Consider the following 13,893-nt stretch of genomic DNA (forward strand, 5'->3'; position numbering starts at 1 on the left):
ATCCGGTGGCACCCGGCCGGTGCGGACGTGTCAGTCGTTGACGCAGAGGGTGCCCCCAGCCGGGTTCAGCGCCCCGATGATGTTGATGCTGTTGCCGCAGATGTTGATCGGGATGTGGATCGGGACCTGGACCACGTTGCCCGAGAGCACGCCCGGCGAACCGACGGCGACACCGTGCGCCTCGCTGTCGGCGACAGCGGCTCCGGCCCCGCCCAGCGTCGCGGCGACGACCAGACAAGCTGCAGCGGCGACGGTACGGATCTTCATGAAGGTCTCCCATCGAGTGAGGGTGTTCGGCCTCATTCCACAGCAGACCCGGCCAGACCAGGCCTATTCACCCGGTCGTGGGCGGTGTGCGCGCCCACCTGGCGGGACCTCGATTCAGCACGGATCCAGACTTTTCTGGAAAAGCGCAATCCCTGGAGCAGCCTGCCCCGTATCTCTTGTGGAAGTTCTTCAGGAGGGAATTCTCATGGCGATCTTCAGTCACCTGACCCCGGCAAAGCACCGTCGCCGCAACAGGAGGAACACGAACGACCGGCACGACAACACTGGCACCAACCACCGTCGTCGCCGTCGTCACACCAGCACCACCGGCCACGGCCGCCACCACGGCGGCTGCTGACCGCACGGGAACGGCTGAGCAGCCCGTCAGGGCCGCTCGGCCGGCCTCCGTTGAGGGAACGTGCCCATGAGGCGGGTGTCATGGCAGGTCCTGCGACGGCTGCTCTCGGTGGCAGACGACCCCGACGCAGTCGTCGCCGCTGCGCCCCAAGTCTCTCCGCGCGCAGCCTTCCGACGTTTTTGGCCCTATACACGTGGTGGTCGGCGCTGGCTGGCGCCGATCCTCTTGTTCAGCCTGATCGGCCCCGTCCTGGACGCGGCCGAGCTCTGGCTGTTCAAAGTCGTGGTGGACGAGGTCCTCGTTCCGCGCGATCTGGGCCCCTTCCTCTGGATCGCACTCGCCTACCTGGGGTTCGTCCTCTGCTCCGGCATTCTGGGGTTCGCCGACGACGTGTTGTCCACCTGGGTCAGCGAGCGCTTCGTACTGTCGCTCCGCTCGGACGTGTTCCGCCACGTCCAGAGGCTCTCGCTCGGCTTCTTCGAACGCCGGCGGCTGGGTGACGTACTGTCACGCATCACGGGCGATGTCGACGCGGTCGAGACGTTTCTGCTCTCGGGCGTGGCCAACGCCCTGTACGACGTGGTGCGGTTGGGCGTCTTCCTCGGCCTGCTGTTCTACCTCCGCTGGGACCTGACCCTCCTGGCGCTCGTCATCGTGCCGCTCTTCTGGTGGGCGGCCCGGCACTTCTCCCGGCTGATCAAGGCCGCCTCGCGCGAACGGCGCCGGCGCAGCGGCTCGATCAGCGCGATCGCCGAGGAGTCGCTCGGCAACATCGCGCTGGTGCAGGCGTACAACCGCCAGGAGTGGGAGGGCCGCCGCTTCGACCGGGAGAGCACCGGCAAGTTCCGCGCGTCGATGGCCTCGGCGCGCATCCGCGCGGTCTACGGCCCGCTCGTCGAGATCGTCGAGGTCAGCGGGGCCCTGGCCGTGATGGGCCTCGGCACGTGGAAACTCACCCAGGGACAGCTGACCCTGGGCGGCCTGCTGGTCTTCCTCGCCCTGCTGAGCAAGCTCTACAGCCCCGTGCGCGGGCTGTCGCAGCTGGCCGCCACCTTCTACGCGGCGTCCGCCTCCGCCGAGCGGATCATCGAACTCCTCGACCAGCAGCCCCAGGTCGCCGAGGCGCCCGATGCCCGGCCACTCGGGCGGGCCCGCGGCGAGGTCGAATTCCGCGGCGTCAGCTTCCGCTACCCGGGGACGTCCCGGTGGGCGCTGCACGACGTGTCCTTCCATGTCGCAGCCGGTACGACGGTCGCCCTGGTCGGGGCGAGCGGCGCCGGGAAGTCCACGCTCGGAAAGCTGCAACTGCGCTTCTACGACCCGGATCAGGGCGCCGTCCTCCTCGACGGCACGGACCTGAGGGAGCTGCGCCTGGAGGAACTGCGCGAGAACGTCGCGGTGGTGCTCCAGGAAACCCTGGTCTTCCACGGCACGGTACGCGAGAACATCGCCTACGGCCGGCCCGGTGCGAGCGAGGCGGAGATCGTCGCCGCGGCCCGCGCCGCCGACGCGCACGAGTTCATCCAGCTGCTGCCCGAGGGCTACGACACCGTCGTGGGCCAGCGCGGGCGCACGCTCTCCGGCGGGCAGGCCCAGCGCCTCGCCATTGCCCGCGCGATGATCAGGGACGCGCCCGTCCTGCTCCTGGACGAACCGACGACGGGCCTGGACACCCAGTCGGCCCGCCGGATCATGGAACCGCTGCGCCGGCTGATGGCCGGACGGACCACCCTGGTCATCTCCCACAACCTGCTCACCGTCCGCGATGCCACGTCCACCGTGGTGCTGGAGCACGGGCGGGTCGTCGAGCAGGGCACGCACGAGGAACTGCTGCGCCTCGACGGAACGTACGCACGGCTCCACCGGGTGAACGGTTCCGCTCCGGCCGGCCCGACGGAGCCCAAGGTCCTGTCATGAACACTGCCATCAAGGCCCCGCCGGCCCCGCCCCTCACGCCCGGAACCCGCCCCGCCCCCGGGTACGAGGTCCTGGCGCACCTGGACCGGACCGGCTGGCTCGACCTCTACGACTCCTGGAGCGAGGAGCGGGCCTGCCGGTGCGTGCTCAAGGTGCTGCGGCCCGACCGCCGGCACGAGGAACGCCTGCGCGACCGGCTGCTGCGCGAGGGCCGTTGGCTCCAGGACTTCACCCATCCGCACCTGGTGCGCGCGTACGAGACCGTCGCCTCGCCTGAGCCGCTCGTGGTGCTGGAGACGCTGACGGGGGAAACGCTGTCCCACCTCGTCGACCGGCTGTCCCGGCGGCCGTCCGCGCAGGACGTGGCCCTGCTGGGGCTGCAGCTGTGCTCGGCGGTGCACTACCTGCACGGCCGCGGACTGCTGCACCTGGACCTGAAGCCGTCCAACGTGGTCGTCGACTGCGGGCACGTGAAGGTGCTCGATCTCAGCGTCGCCCAGGCGCCCGGCACGGCCCCGGCCGGGGTCGGCACCTTCTGCTACCTGGCCCCCGAGCAGGCGCGCGGCGGCCCGTTGTCGGCCGCTGCCGACGTGTGGGGCATGGGGATCACGCTGTACGAGGTCGCCACCGGCGGGCTTCCGTTCGACTGCGATGACTTCATCGGCAGCGAGACGACGTCGGCGACGGCGAGCGGTGGCAGCGCGGGCACGGACGGCCCGGAGGATCCGGCGGACCTGGAGGACTATCCGCAGGTGAAGGGGGCCGCTGCGCCGGTCGGCTCGCGGCGCCGGGGGCTCCCCGCCGAGCTCGCCGAAGCCATCGACGGCTGTCTGCGCCCCGAACCGGCCGCACGGCCGACGACGACGGAGCTGGCCGCCGCCCTCGATGCGGTCCTCCCCCCGGACCGCCGCCGCACCGCCGTGGCCCTGCCCGACTGACGCGCTGCGGACCGGCGTCCGTCCCCGGTACGGCGCCACGGCCCCGGTACGGCTCCGGGAGCCACCCCGCCGCAGGTCGGCAGGGAAGGGGCACGGTGCCCCGACGGCGTCAGCCGGGCGACAGCTCCCCCAGCCTGGCGGCAGCGGCGTCGGCCGCCCGACGGGCCTGCTTCGCCGCCCGTTCCAGGTCCCGTACCCGGGCCGCGGACCGCACCACCGCCTCGCGCGCGCTGCGCTGGGCTTCCCGGACCTCGCGGAGCCGGCGTTCCGCTTCGGCGAGGTGCTCTTCGGCCTCGGCCGCGGCCTCCTCGCAGCGCTCCTGCTCCTCGACGGCCGCCCGCAGTTCCCCCTCGCGGGCCTCGGCCTCGTCTCCGGTTTCCCGGGCCGCCTGCCGGGCGCGTTCGAGGCGGGCCAGGCGCCGGGCGTCCACGCGTGCGGGAGCGGGTGTCCCGGACGGCGGTGGCGGTGCGTCCGGAGCGGGGGCCCGCTCCGGACGGGGCCCGGGTTCCACTGGGGGGAGGCCGGTGAAACCGACGGGGGGCTCCAGTGCCCTGGACAGGCGCCCCGAGGCCCACTGCTCGGCGGCGTCGGGATCGGCCAGCGCGGCGTGCAACGTCTGCTCCACCTCCCGCAGGACGGTGTCGCTGACCGCCGATCCCGCCTCACCGGCCAGCTGCCGGGCGGTCCGGGCCAGCTCGGAGACCACCCCGTGCTGCCGGTGCGACAGCTCGCGCAGCTGCGGGCCGTGCAGTGCCTGGTGCGCCTCGCGCAGGGCCCGGCCGAGCTCCAGCAGCGCGGCCGTCTCCCGTGGCCGCTCCCGGACGAGGAGGTTCGAGGCGAACGCGGCGAGCGTGGGCCGCCGCAGGCCCGCGATCGTCTTCGCCGCCTGCTGGTCCCCGGCCTTCCGGGCCCGGGCGGCCTGCTCATCCCGGGCCTCGGTGAACCGGTCCGGGGGCAGCCCGTACAGCTGCGCGCTGACCTCTTCCACGTCCACGTCGGCATCCACAGCACCCACCATCGGGCACCGCCCGGCGTCCGGGGCGGAACACGCCGGGCCGAGCGGGCCACCGGAACCGGTATGCCCCGGCGGGGACGCGTCCGGCTCCGCGTGCGGGGGGCCGGGATCACCGGCAGGCTGGAGGGATGAGCAAGGCGATCGCGGGCCGGTCGCCCGCCGGGGCACGGACGGGGACGGACCGTGGAGTGGGATGAGGTGCTGGCGCTCATGGAAGCGCCCGGTGAGCGGCTGCCGCTGCTGTCCCGGGGCGAGGCCGCGGCGCTGATCGCGCTCCTGGGCGAGGTGGACCTGACCTCCGGGTCCACCGTGGCGATGGGGTTGCGCGAGCTCCAGGTACGCATCGCGGCCCGCATCGGCGTCCCGGAGGGCCATTAGGCCGCGCGGGCCGCCGATCTGCTGAACCCGGGAGCCGGCAGGCGTCGCCGGCCCGCCGGACGGGCACTCAGCACGGGTGAGACCTGACGTCCTGCGCGCCCCGGCGGGGAGCCGCGCCGCCTCCCGTCGTGCGCTGCTCGCCGGCTCGGTCGGCAATCTCGTCGAGTGGTACGAGTTCGGCGTCTACGGCTGCTTCGCCACGGTCATCGCCGCGAACTTCTTCACCCCTGCCGGGTCCGGCGCGGCGGTCGGGGCCGAGGCCCTCGTGGCGACGTACGCCTCCTTCGCGCTCGCGTTCTTCTTCCGGCCCCTGGGCGCCGTGCTGTTCGGGCGGCTCGGTGACCGGCTCGGCCGGCGGACCACCCTGGTTCTGGTGGTCGGCCTGATGACGTGCGCCACGACGATGATCGGGCTGCTGCCGACGCGCGCGGCCCTCGGCGCGGCCGCCCCGTGGCTGCTGACCCTCCTGCGGATCCTGCAAGGGCTCTCGGCGGGCGGTGAATTCGGCGGCGCCGTCTCCCTGATGACGGAGTACGCGCCGGTGGGACGCCGGGGCCTCTACGGTGCGTGGCAGTCGTTCACCGTCGCGCTCGGGCTGCTCACCGGGGCGGGCACGGCGGCCGGCCTGGCCTCGGTCCTGTCCGCCGGGGCGCTGCACGCATGGGGGTGGCGGATCCCCTTCCTGCTGGCCCTGCCGCTCGGCGCGGTGGCGCTGTGGCTGCGCACGGCGCTGGAGGAGCCGCCCGCGGCCGCCGCCGGCGGTGCCTCCCCGGCCGGACCCCGGGCCGCTCCCGCGCCGCCGGACCTCCCCGGGCCGGCCCGCCCCGGGGAGCTCGGCCGGGCCGTCGCGCTCGGGATCGGGCGGATCATGGGCTGGTGCGCGGCCGGGTACACCTTCCTCGTCGTCCTGCCCTCGTACCTCCAGGCCACGCTGGGCACTTCCGTGCGGGAGGCCCTGCTGGTCACGGCCCTCGCCCAGCTGGGGTTCGCGGCCTCGATCCTGCCCGCCGGGATGCTGAGCGACCGGATCGGACGGCGTCCGGTGATGCTGGCCGGGGCGCTCTGCGTGGTCCTGCTCGCCCTCCCGCTGCTCCACCTGATCCGGTCCCCCGGCGGGTCCCCCTGGCTGCGGGCCGGGGCGGTGCTGCTCTCGGGCGCGCTGGTCGGCCTGATGGCCGGGCCGGGTCCGGCCATGCTGGCCGAGATGTTCCCCCGGCGGGTCCGCTGCACCGGGCTCGGAGTGGCCTACGCCCTCGGCAACGCGGTGTTCTCCGGCTGCGCCGGACTCGTCATCACCACGTTGACCGCCCGAACGGGAGACCCCGGGGTTCCGGCGTACTACGCCGCCGGTGCCTGCGCCCTCAGTTGTCTCGCGCTGTCCACCCTGCGCGGCCACGACCACATGGAGCCGTTGCGATGAGAGTGATCGGTCTGATGTCGGGGACCTCGTACGACGCCGTCGACGCCGCGGCCGCCGATCTCGACCTGTCCGCCGAGGACGGCACGCTCCACCTGACCCCGCTGGGCATGGTCAGCGAACCCTACCCGCCGGACGTACGGGCGGCCCTCGCCGCGGCCCTGCCGCCGGCGGCCACCACCCTGGCCGACGTGTGCCGGCTCGACACCCGGATCGGGCAGGCCTTCGCGGCCGTGGCCGTCCGCGCGGACCGGGAACTGTGCGCGGGGCGGGCCGAGTTGGTCGCCTCGCACGGGCAGACCGTGTACCACTGGGCCGACGGGGGCCGGGTGCACGGCACGCTCCAGCTGGGCGAGCCGGCGTGGATCGCCGAGCGCACCGGCTGCCCGGTGGTGTCCGGCTTCCGGCCGCGCGACGTGGCGGCGGGCGGGCAGGGCGCACCGCTGGTCAGCCTGGTCGACCTGATGCTGCTGCGGGGGCGTCCCGGCGTTCCGGCCGCCCTGAACATCGGGGGGATCGCCAACGTCACCGTGGCGGGCGGCGGCGGGGGTCCTCACGGTGCTCCGGTCGCCTTCGACACCGGTCCGGGCAACGCGCTGATCGACGCCGCGGTGCGGGAACTGACCGGCGGGCGCCGCGCGTACGACGAGGACGGCGCCCTGGCGGCCGCCGGTCAGGTCCAGGAGGCGCTGCTGGAACGGCTGCTGGCGGATCCGTACTACCGGATGCCCGCTCCCCGCACGACCGGAAAGGAACTGTTCCACGCGGGCTATCTGCACGACCGGCTGGCGGGGTTCCGTGAGCTGCGGCCCCAGGACCTGGTCGCCACGCTGACCCGGCTGACCGCGCGGACCGTGGCGGCGGCGGTGCTCCCGTACGGGGTGACGGAGGTCTTCGCCTCGGGCGGCGGCGTCCGCAATCCGGCGCTGATGGCGATGCTCGGCGAGGAGGTGGGGAGCGCCGCCGTGGTGCGCGGATCGCACGAGCTGGGGCTGCCCGCCGAGGCGAAGGAGGCCTATGCCTTCGCGGTGCTGGGCCACCTCACCCTGCACGGTCTCCCCGGGAACGCCCCGGCGTGCACGGGAGCGGCGGGGCCGCGGATCCTCGGCTCCCTCACCCCCGGCAGCCGCCCGCTGCGCCTGCCGGCCGGTCCGGCCCGCGCCCCGCACAAGCTGCTCGTACGAGCGGCCCCGGCCTGACGGCCGGCAGAACGGCCCGGAACCGGCAAAGTCGACTCCGGCGACCGGGGGCCCGTGGTCGACTCGGCGGCATGGACACCGTACTGGCCGGCGTGGTCGCCGTGGTGGGCACTGTGGTCGGCGCGTGGAGCAGCTACCTGTTCCAGCGTCGCGGCGCCGAGCGCGCCGAGGCAGTGAGCCGGCAGGAACGGATCCGTCAGGAGCAGCTGACGGCCTACAGCGCCTACGCGGGGGCGGTGACCGAACTCAAGCGTGCCGTGATCACCCTGTGGTTCCGTCGGCGGCGCACCCCGCGCGACGGGGACCTCGCGGCAGCCCAAGTGGAGTGCGACCGCCTCGGCGCAGCGGCCGAGGCGGCCGCGTTCCGGCTGCGGCTGGTCGTGGGCGGGGGCGACGGCGTGGGCAAGGGCGGCGGTGCGCCCCTGTCGCCCTTGATGGACGCCGTCTCCGCACGGCTCGGCGAGCTCGGCGAGGCGGAGGACCGACAGGCCCTCCGCGCCGTCGAGGCCCGGTTCGAGGCGGCGGTCGGCGCCTTCCTCGAAGCGGCCGCTCGCCGTCTGGAATGACGGGCGCTCAGTGGCCGGGCGTCCAGAGCTCCGCCAGGTGTGCGGACTCCCGGGCGATGTCCCGCCAGGCTCCGGTCGCGGTCAGCACGGCGACGGACGACGTGGGGAACGACGTGCGCAGGACGCGCACCAGGTCCTTGGGGCCGCCGCCGCACAGGCCGTCCGCGAGCTGGTGGATGGCCGGATTGTGGCCCACCAGCAGCAGGCCGGTCAGGTCGTCGGCGCTCTCCCGCACGACGTCGAGCAGGTCGTCGGCATCGGCGTCGTAGAGCCTGTCGTCGTAGCGGGTCGGCGGCGGCGTGGGCCAGTGCGCCAGCATCAACTGCCAGGTCTGGCGGGTGCGGCGGGCCGAGGAGCACAGGGCCAGGTCGACGGCGACGCCCGACTGTGCGAGCCATTCGCCCGCCCTGGGCGCGTCGTGGCGGCCCCGGTCCGCCAGGGCGCGCTCGAAGTCCTCGGCGGCGTCCTTGGGAACTGCCTTGGCGTGCCGGACCAGGACGATCCGACGCTCGGCTTCGGGCATGGTCCACCCCTCTCACAGCTCCTCCCACGGTGGCACGCCCGCCTGCCGTCTGCACGGCCAACCAGGTGTTGAACAAAGTACGAGAAGCACGTGCACAGCGTTCCGGCTCTTCAGGCGCCCTTCACGGCGAACGGGCCGCCCTCGCCGAAGGCCCGTTCCACGAAGCGTTCGCCGATCAGGCGGTGGCCGGCCGTGTCCGGGTGCAGCCCGTCGGGGAGCGGCACCTCGGCGAAGTCGCGCTCCCCGTAGAGGCAGCGGCCGTCCAGGTAGTACAGGTGCGGGTCCTCCGCCGCCCGTTGCTCCGTGATGCGTACGAGCTCCTCGCGGATGACGGTGAGGGTGAGCCGCGTGGGGTCCGAGGCGTCCCCGAGGGCCCGGAAGCGCAGTCTCCCGTCCGAGAAGTCCGGCGCGAGGGGACCGGGGGTCTCCTCGTGCAGGGGGCACAGGACGGGAGAGACGACGAGCAGCGGCGCGGTCGGATGTCCGTCACGGAGGGTGTCGAGGAAGCCGTGCACCGCCGGGGCGAAGGCGCGCCGCCGCATCAGGTCGGTGTTGACCAGGTTGATGCCGATCTTGACGCTGAGCAGGTCCGCGGCGGTGTCGCGCATCGCGCGCGCCGTGAAGGGGTCGAGCAGGGCGTTGCCGCCCAGGCCGAGATTGATCAGCTCCACCCCGGCCCGGGTGGCGGCCAGCGCCGGCCAGGTGGCGGTCGGGCTCCCGGCCGCGGAGCCGTGGCTGATCGAACTGCCGTGGTGCAGCCACACCCGGCGTCCGGTGGCCGCCGCGGCCTCGACGGGGGCATCCGTGCGCAGGGCGATCAGCTCCGTGGTCTCCCCGTGCGGCAGCCAGATCTGGATGTCCTTGGCGTCCCCGGACAGGCCGGTGAACCGGACGGTGCCGGGGCGGCCGGAGCGCACCTCCTCCGCCCCGGTGGCCATGTCGAGGGTACGGAGGTTGCCTCCGGGCACCCGGGCCTGTCCCGCCAACAGGCCGTCGACCAGGAGGTCGTACACCCCGTCGGCGGGGGCGGCCATCCCCCGGTAGAGCGTCTTGGTGGGGAGCACGTCCAGCTCGACGGCGGTGGCCCGGCTGCGGAAGGACAGCCGTACGCCGGAGGGCTGGGAGGCGGCCATGAGCAGCCGGGCGTCGGGGAACTGGCGTCGGGCCCGGGCGGGCAGCCGGTACGGCAGCAGCCCGTGCGCGGTGCGCTCCAGGTCGAGCGCACCGTGCAGGATGCGGGTGTCGATGGGGGTGGTGATCCAGTCAGTCACGTGACGACCCTACGTGCGGCCCCGGCGCGGTCATGGACTGGCCGCCGATGTCCGCCGCGTCCGCGAGTTGGTCCTGCCACCAGGCCTGCGCCTCACCGGCGTTCATCGCCGCCCAGGCGGGTGTGCGCTCCACCTGGGCCCGGCCGAGCCTGCGGGCCAGGGCGACGAGCTCGCGGCCCGCGGCGGCCCGGGCCGTCCGGTAGGTGTTCACCAGCTCGTCCCAGGAGTCCGCCGCCCGCCAGGCGGCCTCGAAGGCACTGGCGTCCTGGAGGGCCTTGGCCGCACCGCTGGTGGTGTGCGGGCGCGCCACGACGGCCGCGTCGCCCGCCAGCAGGAAGCGTCCCGCGGTGGGGTGCGCGCTCTCCAGGTCGTAGATGGGCTGGACGTAGGTGTGCTCCGCATCGGTCAGCCCGATGACCCGGGCCCAGTACGGCGGAAACCCGCGGTCGAGCAATTCGGCCAGCGCGGCGGCCAGTTCGTCCGTCACCTGGCCGGGCGGGAAGCTGGTGGGGTCGTCCAGCCGCAGCTGCCCGGTCTGCGGGGGCATCGCGTACAGGACCCAGTTCACCCGGGGCCCGTCCGGTCCGGGGATGCGGTAGACGACACAACTGCCGCCCGGGAAACAGACGGTGGTCACCGCGTCACCGGGGAACTCCGCCCCGCCGGTCTCCGCCAGCCGCCGGGCGTCGAAGTTCCCGCGCCAGCAGACGTACCCGGCGTACTCGGGGCGCGAGGTACGGCAGACCGTCTCCCGTACCACCGAGCGGTACCCGTCGGCGCCGACGGCCAGGTCGTAGTGCTCGGCGGCGCCGCCCGCGAGCCGCACCTCGGCGCGGTCGCCGGCGTCGGCCGCCCCGGTCACGGTCACGCCCTGGCGGTAGACCACCGCCGCGGGCGTCGCCTCCCGCAACCCCCGCCACAGCAGCCCCCAGTGGTACGAGTGGAAGGGGAACGGCTGCTCCCAGAACATCCGCCCGGCCGGTCCGGCCGCGTCGTCGCGGACCACCCACCGGCGCCGGGTCAGCCGGTGGGCGGCGATCCCGGCGGGCAGGGCGCCCGTCGCGGCGAGTTCGGCGGCCCGGTCGTCGTGGACGCACAGTCCCAGTCCCCGGTCGGCGAGCCGCCCGCGGGTCCGCTCCAGCACCACCACCTCGTCCGCGCCCGCGCGCGCCGCCGCCGAGGCGAACGCACATCCGGCGATGCTCCCGCCGACCACCGCGACCGTACCGCCCTGCATGACTGCTCCCTCCACTCGCCGGTCCCGCGCACCGGTCCCCCTGCCGCGACCGGCGGACCCGCCTACGGGGACTCTCCGGCAGGCAGGGGGGATTCGGCAAGGGAGCACGGCCCGCAGGGCTGCCCGCCGGGCCGTCGACGCGTCGGCCCCTCAGCCGTCAGCCCGTCAGCCCGTCAGTGCTGCCGATACGACGCCCTGGGCCTCCTCCTGGACCCGGCTCAGGTGGTCAGGGCCGAGGAAGGACTCGGCGTAGATCTTGTAGACGTCCTCCGTGCCCGAGGGGCGCGCCGCGAACCAGGCGTTCTCGGTGGCCACCTTGATGCCCCCGATGGCCGCCCCGTTCCCGGGGGCCTCCGTCAGCACCGCGGTGACCGCCTCGCCCGCCAGGGTGTCGGCGGTGACCTGCTCGGGGGACAGACGGGCGAGGACGGCCTTCTCCTCCCGGGTGGCCGGGGCGTCGACGCGGGCGTACGCCGGTTCGCCGAAGCGGGACGTGAGACCGGCGTACCGCTCGCTCGGGGTCTGCCCGGTCACGGCCGTCATCTCCGAGGCCAGCAGGGCGAGGAGGATGCCGTCCTTGTCGGTGGTCCAGACCGAGCCGTCGCGGCGCAGGAACGAGGCGCCGGCGGACTCCTCGCCGCCGAAGCCGAGGGTGCCCGCGGCCAGCCCGTCCACGAACCACTTGAACCCGACGGGAACCTCCACCAGTTCGCGGCCGAGGTCGGCGGCCACCCGGTCGATCATCCCGGAGGACACCAGGGTCTTGCCGACCCCCGCACCGGCCGGCCAGCGGTCGCGGTGCCGGTAGAGGTAGTCGATGGCGGTGGCGAGGTAGTGGTTCGGGTTCATCAGTCCGCCGTCCGGGGTCACGATGCCGTGCCGGTCGGCGTCGGCGTCGTTGCCGGTGGCGATCCGGAAGCGGTCGCGGCCCTCGATCAGCGAGGCCATCGCGTACGGGGAGGAGCAGTCCATCCGGATCTTGCCGTCCCAGTCCAGGGTCATGAACCGCCAGGTGGGGTCGGTGTGCGGGTTGACCACGGTCAGGTCGAGGCGGTGCTCCTCGGCGATGCGACCCCAGTAGGCCACGGAGGCCCCGCCGAGCGGGTCGGCCCCGATGTGGAGGCCCGCGGCGCGTACGGCGTCCAGGTCGAGCACGGACGGCAGGTCGCGCACGTAGCTGCCGAGGTAGTCGTACGTCCCCGTGGTCGGCGCCGCCACGGCCCGGGTGTACGGCAGCCGCCGTACGTCCTTCAGCCCGCCCGTGATGATCTCGTTGGCGCGCTCCTGGATCCAGCCGGTCGCCTCGGAGCCCGCGGGGCCGCCGTGGGGCGGGTTGTACTTGAAACCGCCGTCCGCCGGCGGGTTGTGCGAGGGGGTGACCACCACGCCGTCCGCGAGGCCGGAGGTGCGGCCGCGGTTGTGGGTGAGGATGGCGTGCGAGACCGCGGGCGTGGGGGTGTGGCCGTCGGCCGAGTCGACCAGCACGGTGACCTCGTTGGCCGCGAAGACCTCCAGGGCGGTCACCCGGGCGGGCTCCGAGAGCGCGTGCGTGTCCACGCCCAGGAAGAGCGGGCCGTCGATGCCCTGCTGGGCCCGGTACTCGCAGATCGCCTGGCTGGTCGCCGCGATGTGGTCCTCGTTGAAGGCGGTGGCCAGGGAGGACCCGCGGTGCCCCGAGGTGCCGAAGGCAACGCGCTGGGCGGGGTCCGCCGGGTCGGGGTGCAAGGCGTAGTACGCGGTCACGAGCCGGGCGACATCGATCAGATCGTCCGGGCGCGCCTGCTGTCCCGCTCGTTCGTTCGGCATCCGCCGGCTCCTCCATGAGGTCGAGAGATCAACCAGGTCATTGTGTCGTCCCGCCGTCCGCACCGCACCGGCGCCCCGCCCGTCGTCGCCCCGCGGACCCGTGCGCCAGAAGACCCCCGCGCCCCGGCCCAACCTGGAATCGAGCCGGGCCCGGCATCGCCGTGGCCCGGCGGCTGGGGATGGACCCGGGACGGCGTCCTGCGCGAGAGCTGCTTCTACCGGGGCAAGCGGCACGACGAGGAACTCCGGTCGGTCCTGGCCCCTTGAATGGCGGGCGGCCCGCCGGGACCCCGGCGCCGGCTAACGCAGGAGCCACCCGCGGGTCAGTTCCAGGACCTCCGCCCGGCTGCGGGTTCCGTGGGCGGCGGCCACGAAGTGGTTGCCGATGCGCAGGGAGACGGCGAGCATGCAGCGCACTTCCACGTCGTCCTCGTCCGCGCAGAAGGTGCGGAACAGCGAGCGCAGGTACTCCATGCGCCGGTCGTCCACGCGCCGCAGCCGCTCCGCGACGTCCTCGTCGCGCCGGGCCCAGTCGCGGACGGCCAGGTCGGCGGCGATGCCGGTGATCGGCCCGCTGCCGGATGAGGCGATCTGGAAGAGGCGCTCCAGTTTGGCCCTGGCGTCTCCCCCGCCGCTCTCGACGCGTTCGATCACCGCTTCGGTGACCTCGTGTTCCCAGGCGTCGAGCATCTCGGTGAGCAGGGCGCCCCGGTTGCCGAAGTAGCCGTAGAAGCCGCCCTTGCTGACGCCCAGTGCCTGTGCGAGGACCTCGATCCGGACGGCCTCGGGGCCGCCCTCGGCGAGCGCGCGCAGGCCCTCCTCGATCCACTTCGCGCGCGGCGTCCGGGCCACGGCCATGGTGCGTCTCCCCTCGCTGCGTCAGATCCGTACGGCATCGTACAGACGGAGCCGGTGCGAACCGTACGGCACCGTACAGACGGGACTCCGGTCCTCCGGAGGGGCGCTGCCCGCCCCGTGTGCGGTGGGCCGTCGCGCGACGT

Annotated in this window: 13 protein-coding genes and 1 pseudogene; 7 read left to right on the plus strand and 7 right to left on the minus strand. The window is 74.0% G+C overall.

Annotated features, from left to right (window positions below; all coding sequences use genetic code 11):
• Positions 1 to 30 precede the first annotated feature (30 nt).
• Positions 31 to 267, minus strand: coding sequence for a chaplin (locus ABZ128_RS25065; protein ID WP_356851054.1), 237 nt, complete (start codon positions 265 to 267; stop codon positions 31 to 33).
• Positions 268 to 850: 583 nt separating this feature from the next.
• On the opposite strand from ABZ128_RS25065, the gene ABZ128_RS25070 reads away from it, so the two are divergent.
• Both ABZ128_RS25070 and ABZ128_RS25075 read left to right on the plus strand, forming a co-directional pair.
• Positions 851 to 2,542, plus strand: a complete 1,692-nt coding sequence (locus ABZ128_RS25070) for an ABC transporter ATP-binding protein (protein ID WP_356851055.1) — start codon at positions 851 to 853, stop codon at positions 2,540 to 2,542.
• Complete coding sequence (locus ABZ128_RS25075) at positions 2,539 to 3,480, plus strand: serine/threonine-protein kinase (RefSeq protein ID WP_356851056.1); 942 nt, start codon at positions 2,539 to 2,541, stop codon at positions 3,478 to 3,480. Before ABZ128_RS25070 ends, ABZ128_RS25075 begins: the two co-directional genes overlap by 4 nt.
• A gap of 109 nt (positions 3,481 to 3,589) precedes the next feature.
• Here the strand turns inward: ABZ128_RS25075 and ABZ128_RS25080 are convergent, their stop codons facing one another.
• On the minus strand, positions 3,590 to 4,486 hold the full coding sequence (locus tag ABZ128_RS25080; RefSeq protein ID WP_356851057.1) for a hypothetical protein: 897 nt from the start codon (positions 4,484 to 4,486) through the stop codon (positions 3,590 to 3,592).
• A 192-nt stretch (positions 4,487 to 4,678) separates the two neighbouring features.
• Between ABZ128_RS25080 and ABZ128_RS25085 the strand changes: the two genes are divergently transcribed.
• The 4 genes from ABZ128_RS25085 to ABZ128_RS25100 all read left to right on the plus strand — a co-directional run bounded on the left by ABZ128_RS25085 (position 4,679) and on the right by ABZ128_RS25100 (position 8,055).
• Entirely contained in the window at positions 4,679 to 4,873 is a 195-nt protein-coding gene (locus ABZ128_RS25085) for a hypothetical protein (protein WP_356851058.1), read from the plus strand.
• Positions 4,874 to 4,949: 76 nt separating this feature from the next.
• On the plus strand, positions 4,950 to 6,293 hold the full coding sequence (locus ABZ128_RS25090) for an MFS transporter (RefSeq protein WP_356851059.1): 1,344 nt from the start codon (positions 4,950 to 4,952) through the stop codon (positions 6,291 to 6,293).
• Entirely contained in the window at positions 6,290 to 7,489 is a 1,200-nt protein-coding gene (locus ABZ128_RS25095; RefSeq protein WP_356851060.1) for an anhydro-N-acetylmuramic acid kinase, read from the plus strand. The genes ABZ128_RS25090 and ABZ128_RS25095 overlap by 4 nt, the downstream gene beginning before the upstream one ends.
• A 71-nt stretch (positions 7,490 to 7,560) precedes the next feature.
• Positions 7,561 to 8,055 (plus strand): hypothetical protein, encoded by a 495-nt coding sequence (locus ABZ128_RS25100; RefSeq protein WP_356851061.1) that lies wholly within the window; start codon positions 7,561 to 7,563, stop codon positions 8,053 to 8,055.
• Between the two features lie 7 nt (positions 8,056 to 8,062).
• Here the strand turns inward: ABZ128_RS25100 and ABZ128_RS25105 are convergent, their stop codons facing one another.
• The 4 genes from ABZ128_RS25105 to pgm all read right to left on the minus strand — a co-directional run bounded on the left by ABZ128_RS25105 (position 8,063) and on the right by pgm (position 12,892).
• Positions 8,063 to 8,578: a histidine phosphatase family protein gene (locus tag ABZ128_RS25105; protein WP_356851062.1), complete on the minus strand. Its 516-nt coding sequence runs from the start codon at positions 8,576 to 8,578 to the stop codon at positions 8,063 to 8,065.
• A gap of 110 nt (positions 8,579 to 8,688) precedes the next feature.
• Positions 8,689 to 9,849, minus strand: a complete 1,161-nt coding sequence (locus ABZ128_RS25110) for a GDSL-type esterase/lipase family protein (protein WP_356851063.1) — start codon at positions 9,847 to 9,849, stop codon at positions 8,689 to 8,691.
• A complete protein-coding gene (locus ABZ128_RS25115) occupies positions 9,842 to 11,086 on the minus strand; it encodes a monooxygenase (RefSeq protein ID WP_356851064.1) in 1,245 nt (414 codons plus the stop codon). Before ABZ128_RS25115 ends, ABZ128_RS25110 begins: the two co-directional genes overlap by 8 nt.
• A 165-nt stretch (positions 11,087 to 11,251) precedes the next feature.
• Positions 11,252 to 12,892: a phosphoglucomutase (alpha-D-glucose-1,6-bisphosphate-dependent) gene (gene pgm / locus ABZ128_RS25120; RefSeq protein ID WP_356851065.1), complete on the minus strand. Its 1,641-nt coding sequence runs from the start codon at positions 12,890 to 12,892 to the stop codon at positions 11,252 to 11,254.
• 155 nt (positions 12,893 to 13,047) lie between these two features.
• Between pgm and ABZ128_RS25125 the strand changes: the two are divergent.
• Positions 13,048 to 13,196: pseudogene (locus ABZ128_RS25125) on the plus strand (GNAT family protein); the annotation flags it as partial.
• Here ABZ128_RS25125 and ABZ128_RS25130 read toward each other — a convergent pair.
• Positions 13,193 to 13,750: a TetR/AcrR family transcriptional regulator gene (locus ABZ128_RS25130; protein WP_356851066.1), complete on the minus strand. Its 558-nt coding sequence runs from the start codon at positions 13,748 to 13,750 to the stop codon at positions 13,193 to 13,195. The pseudogene ABZ128_RS25125 and the gene ABZ128_RS25130 sit on opposite strands and share 4 nt — an antisense overlap.
• Between the last annotated feature and the right edge of the window lie 143 nt (positions 13,751 to 13,893).

Origin of the sequence: Streptomyces sp. NPDC006326, assembly GCF_040612915.1 — a bacterium.
In the GTDB taxonomy this organism is placed as follows: domain Bacteria; phylum Actinomycetota; class Actinomycetes; order Streptomycetales; family Streptomycetaceae; genus Streptomyces.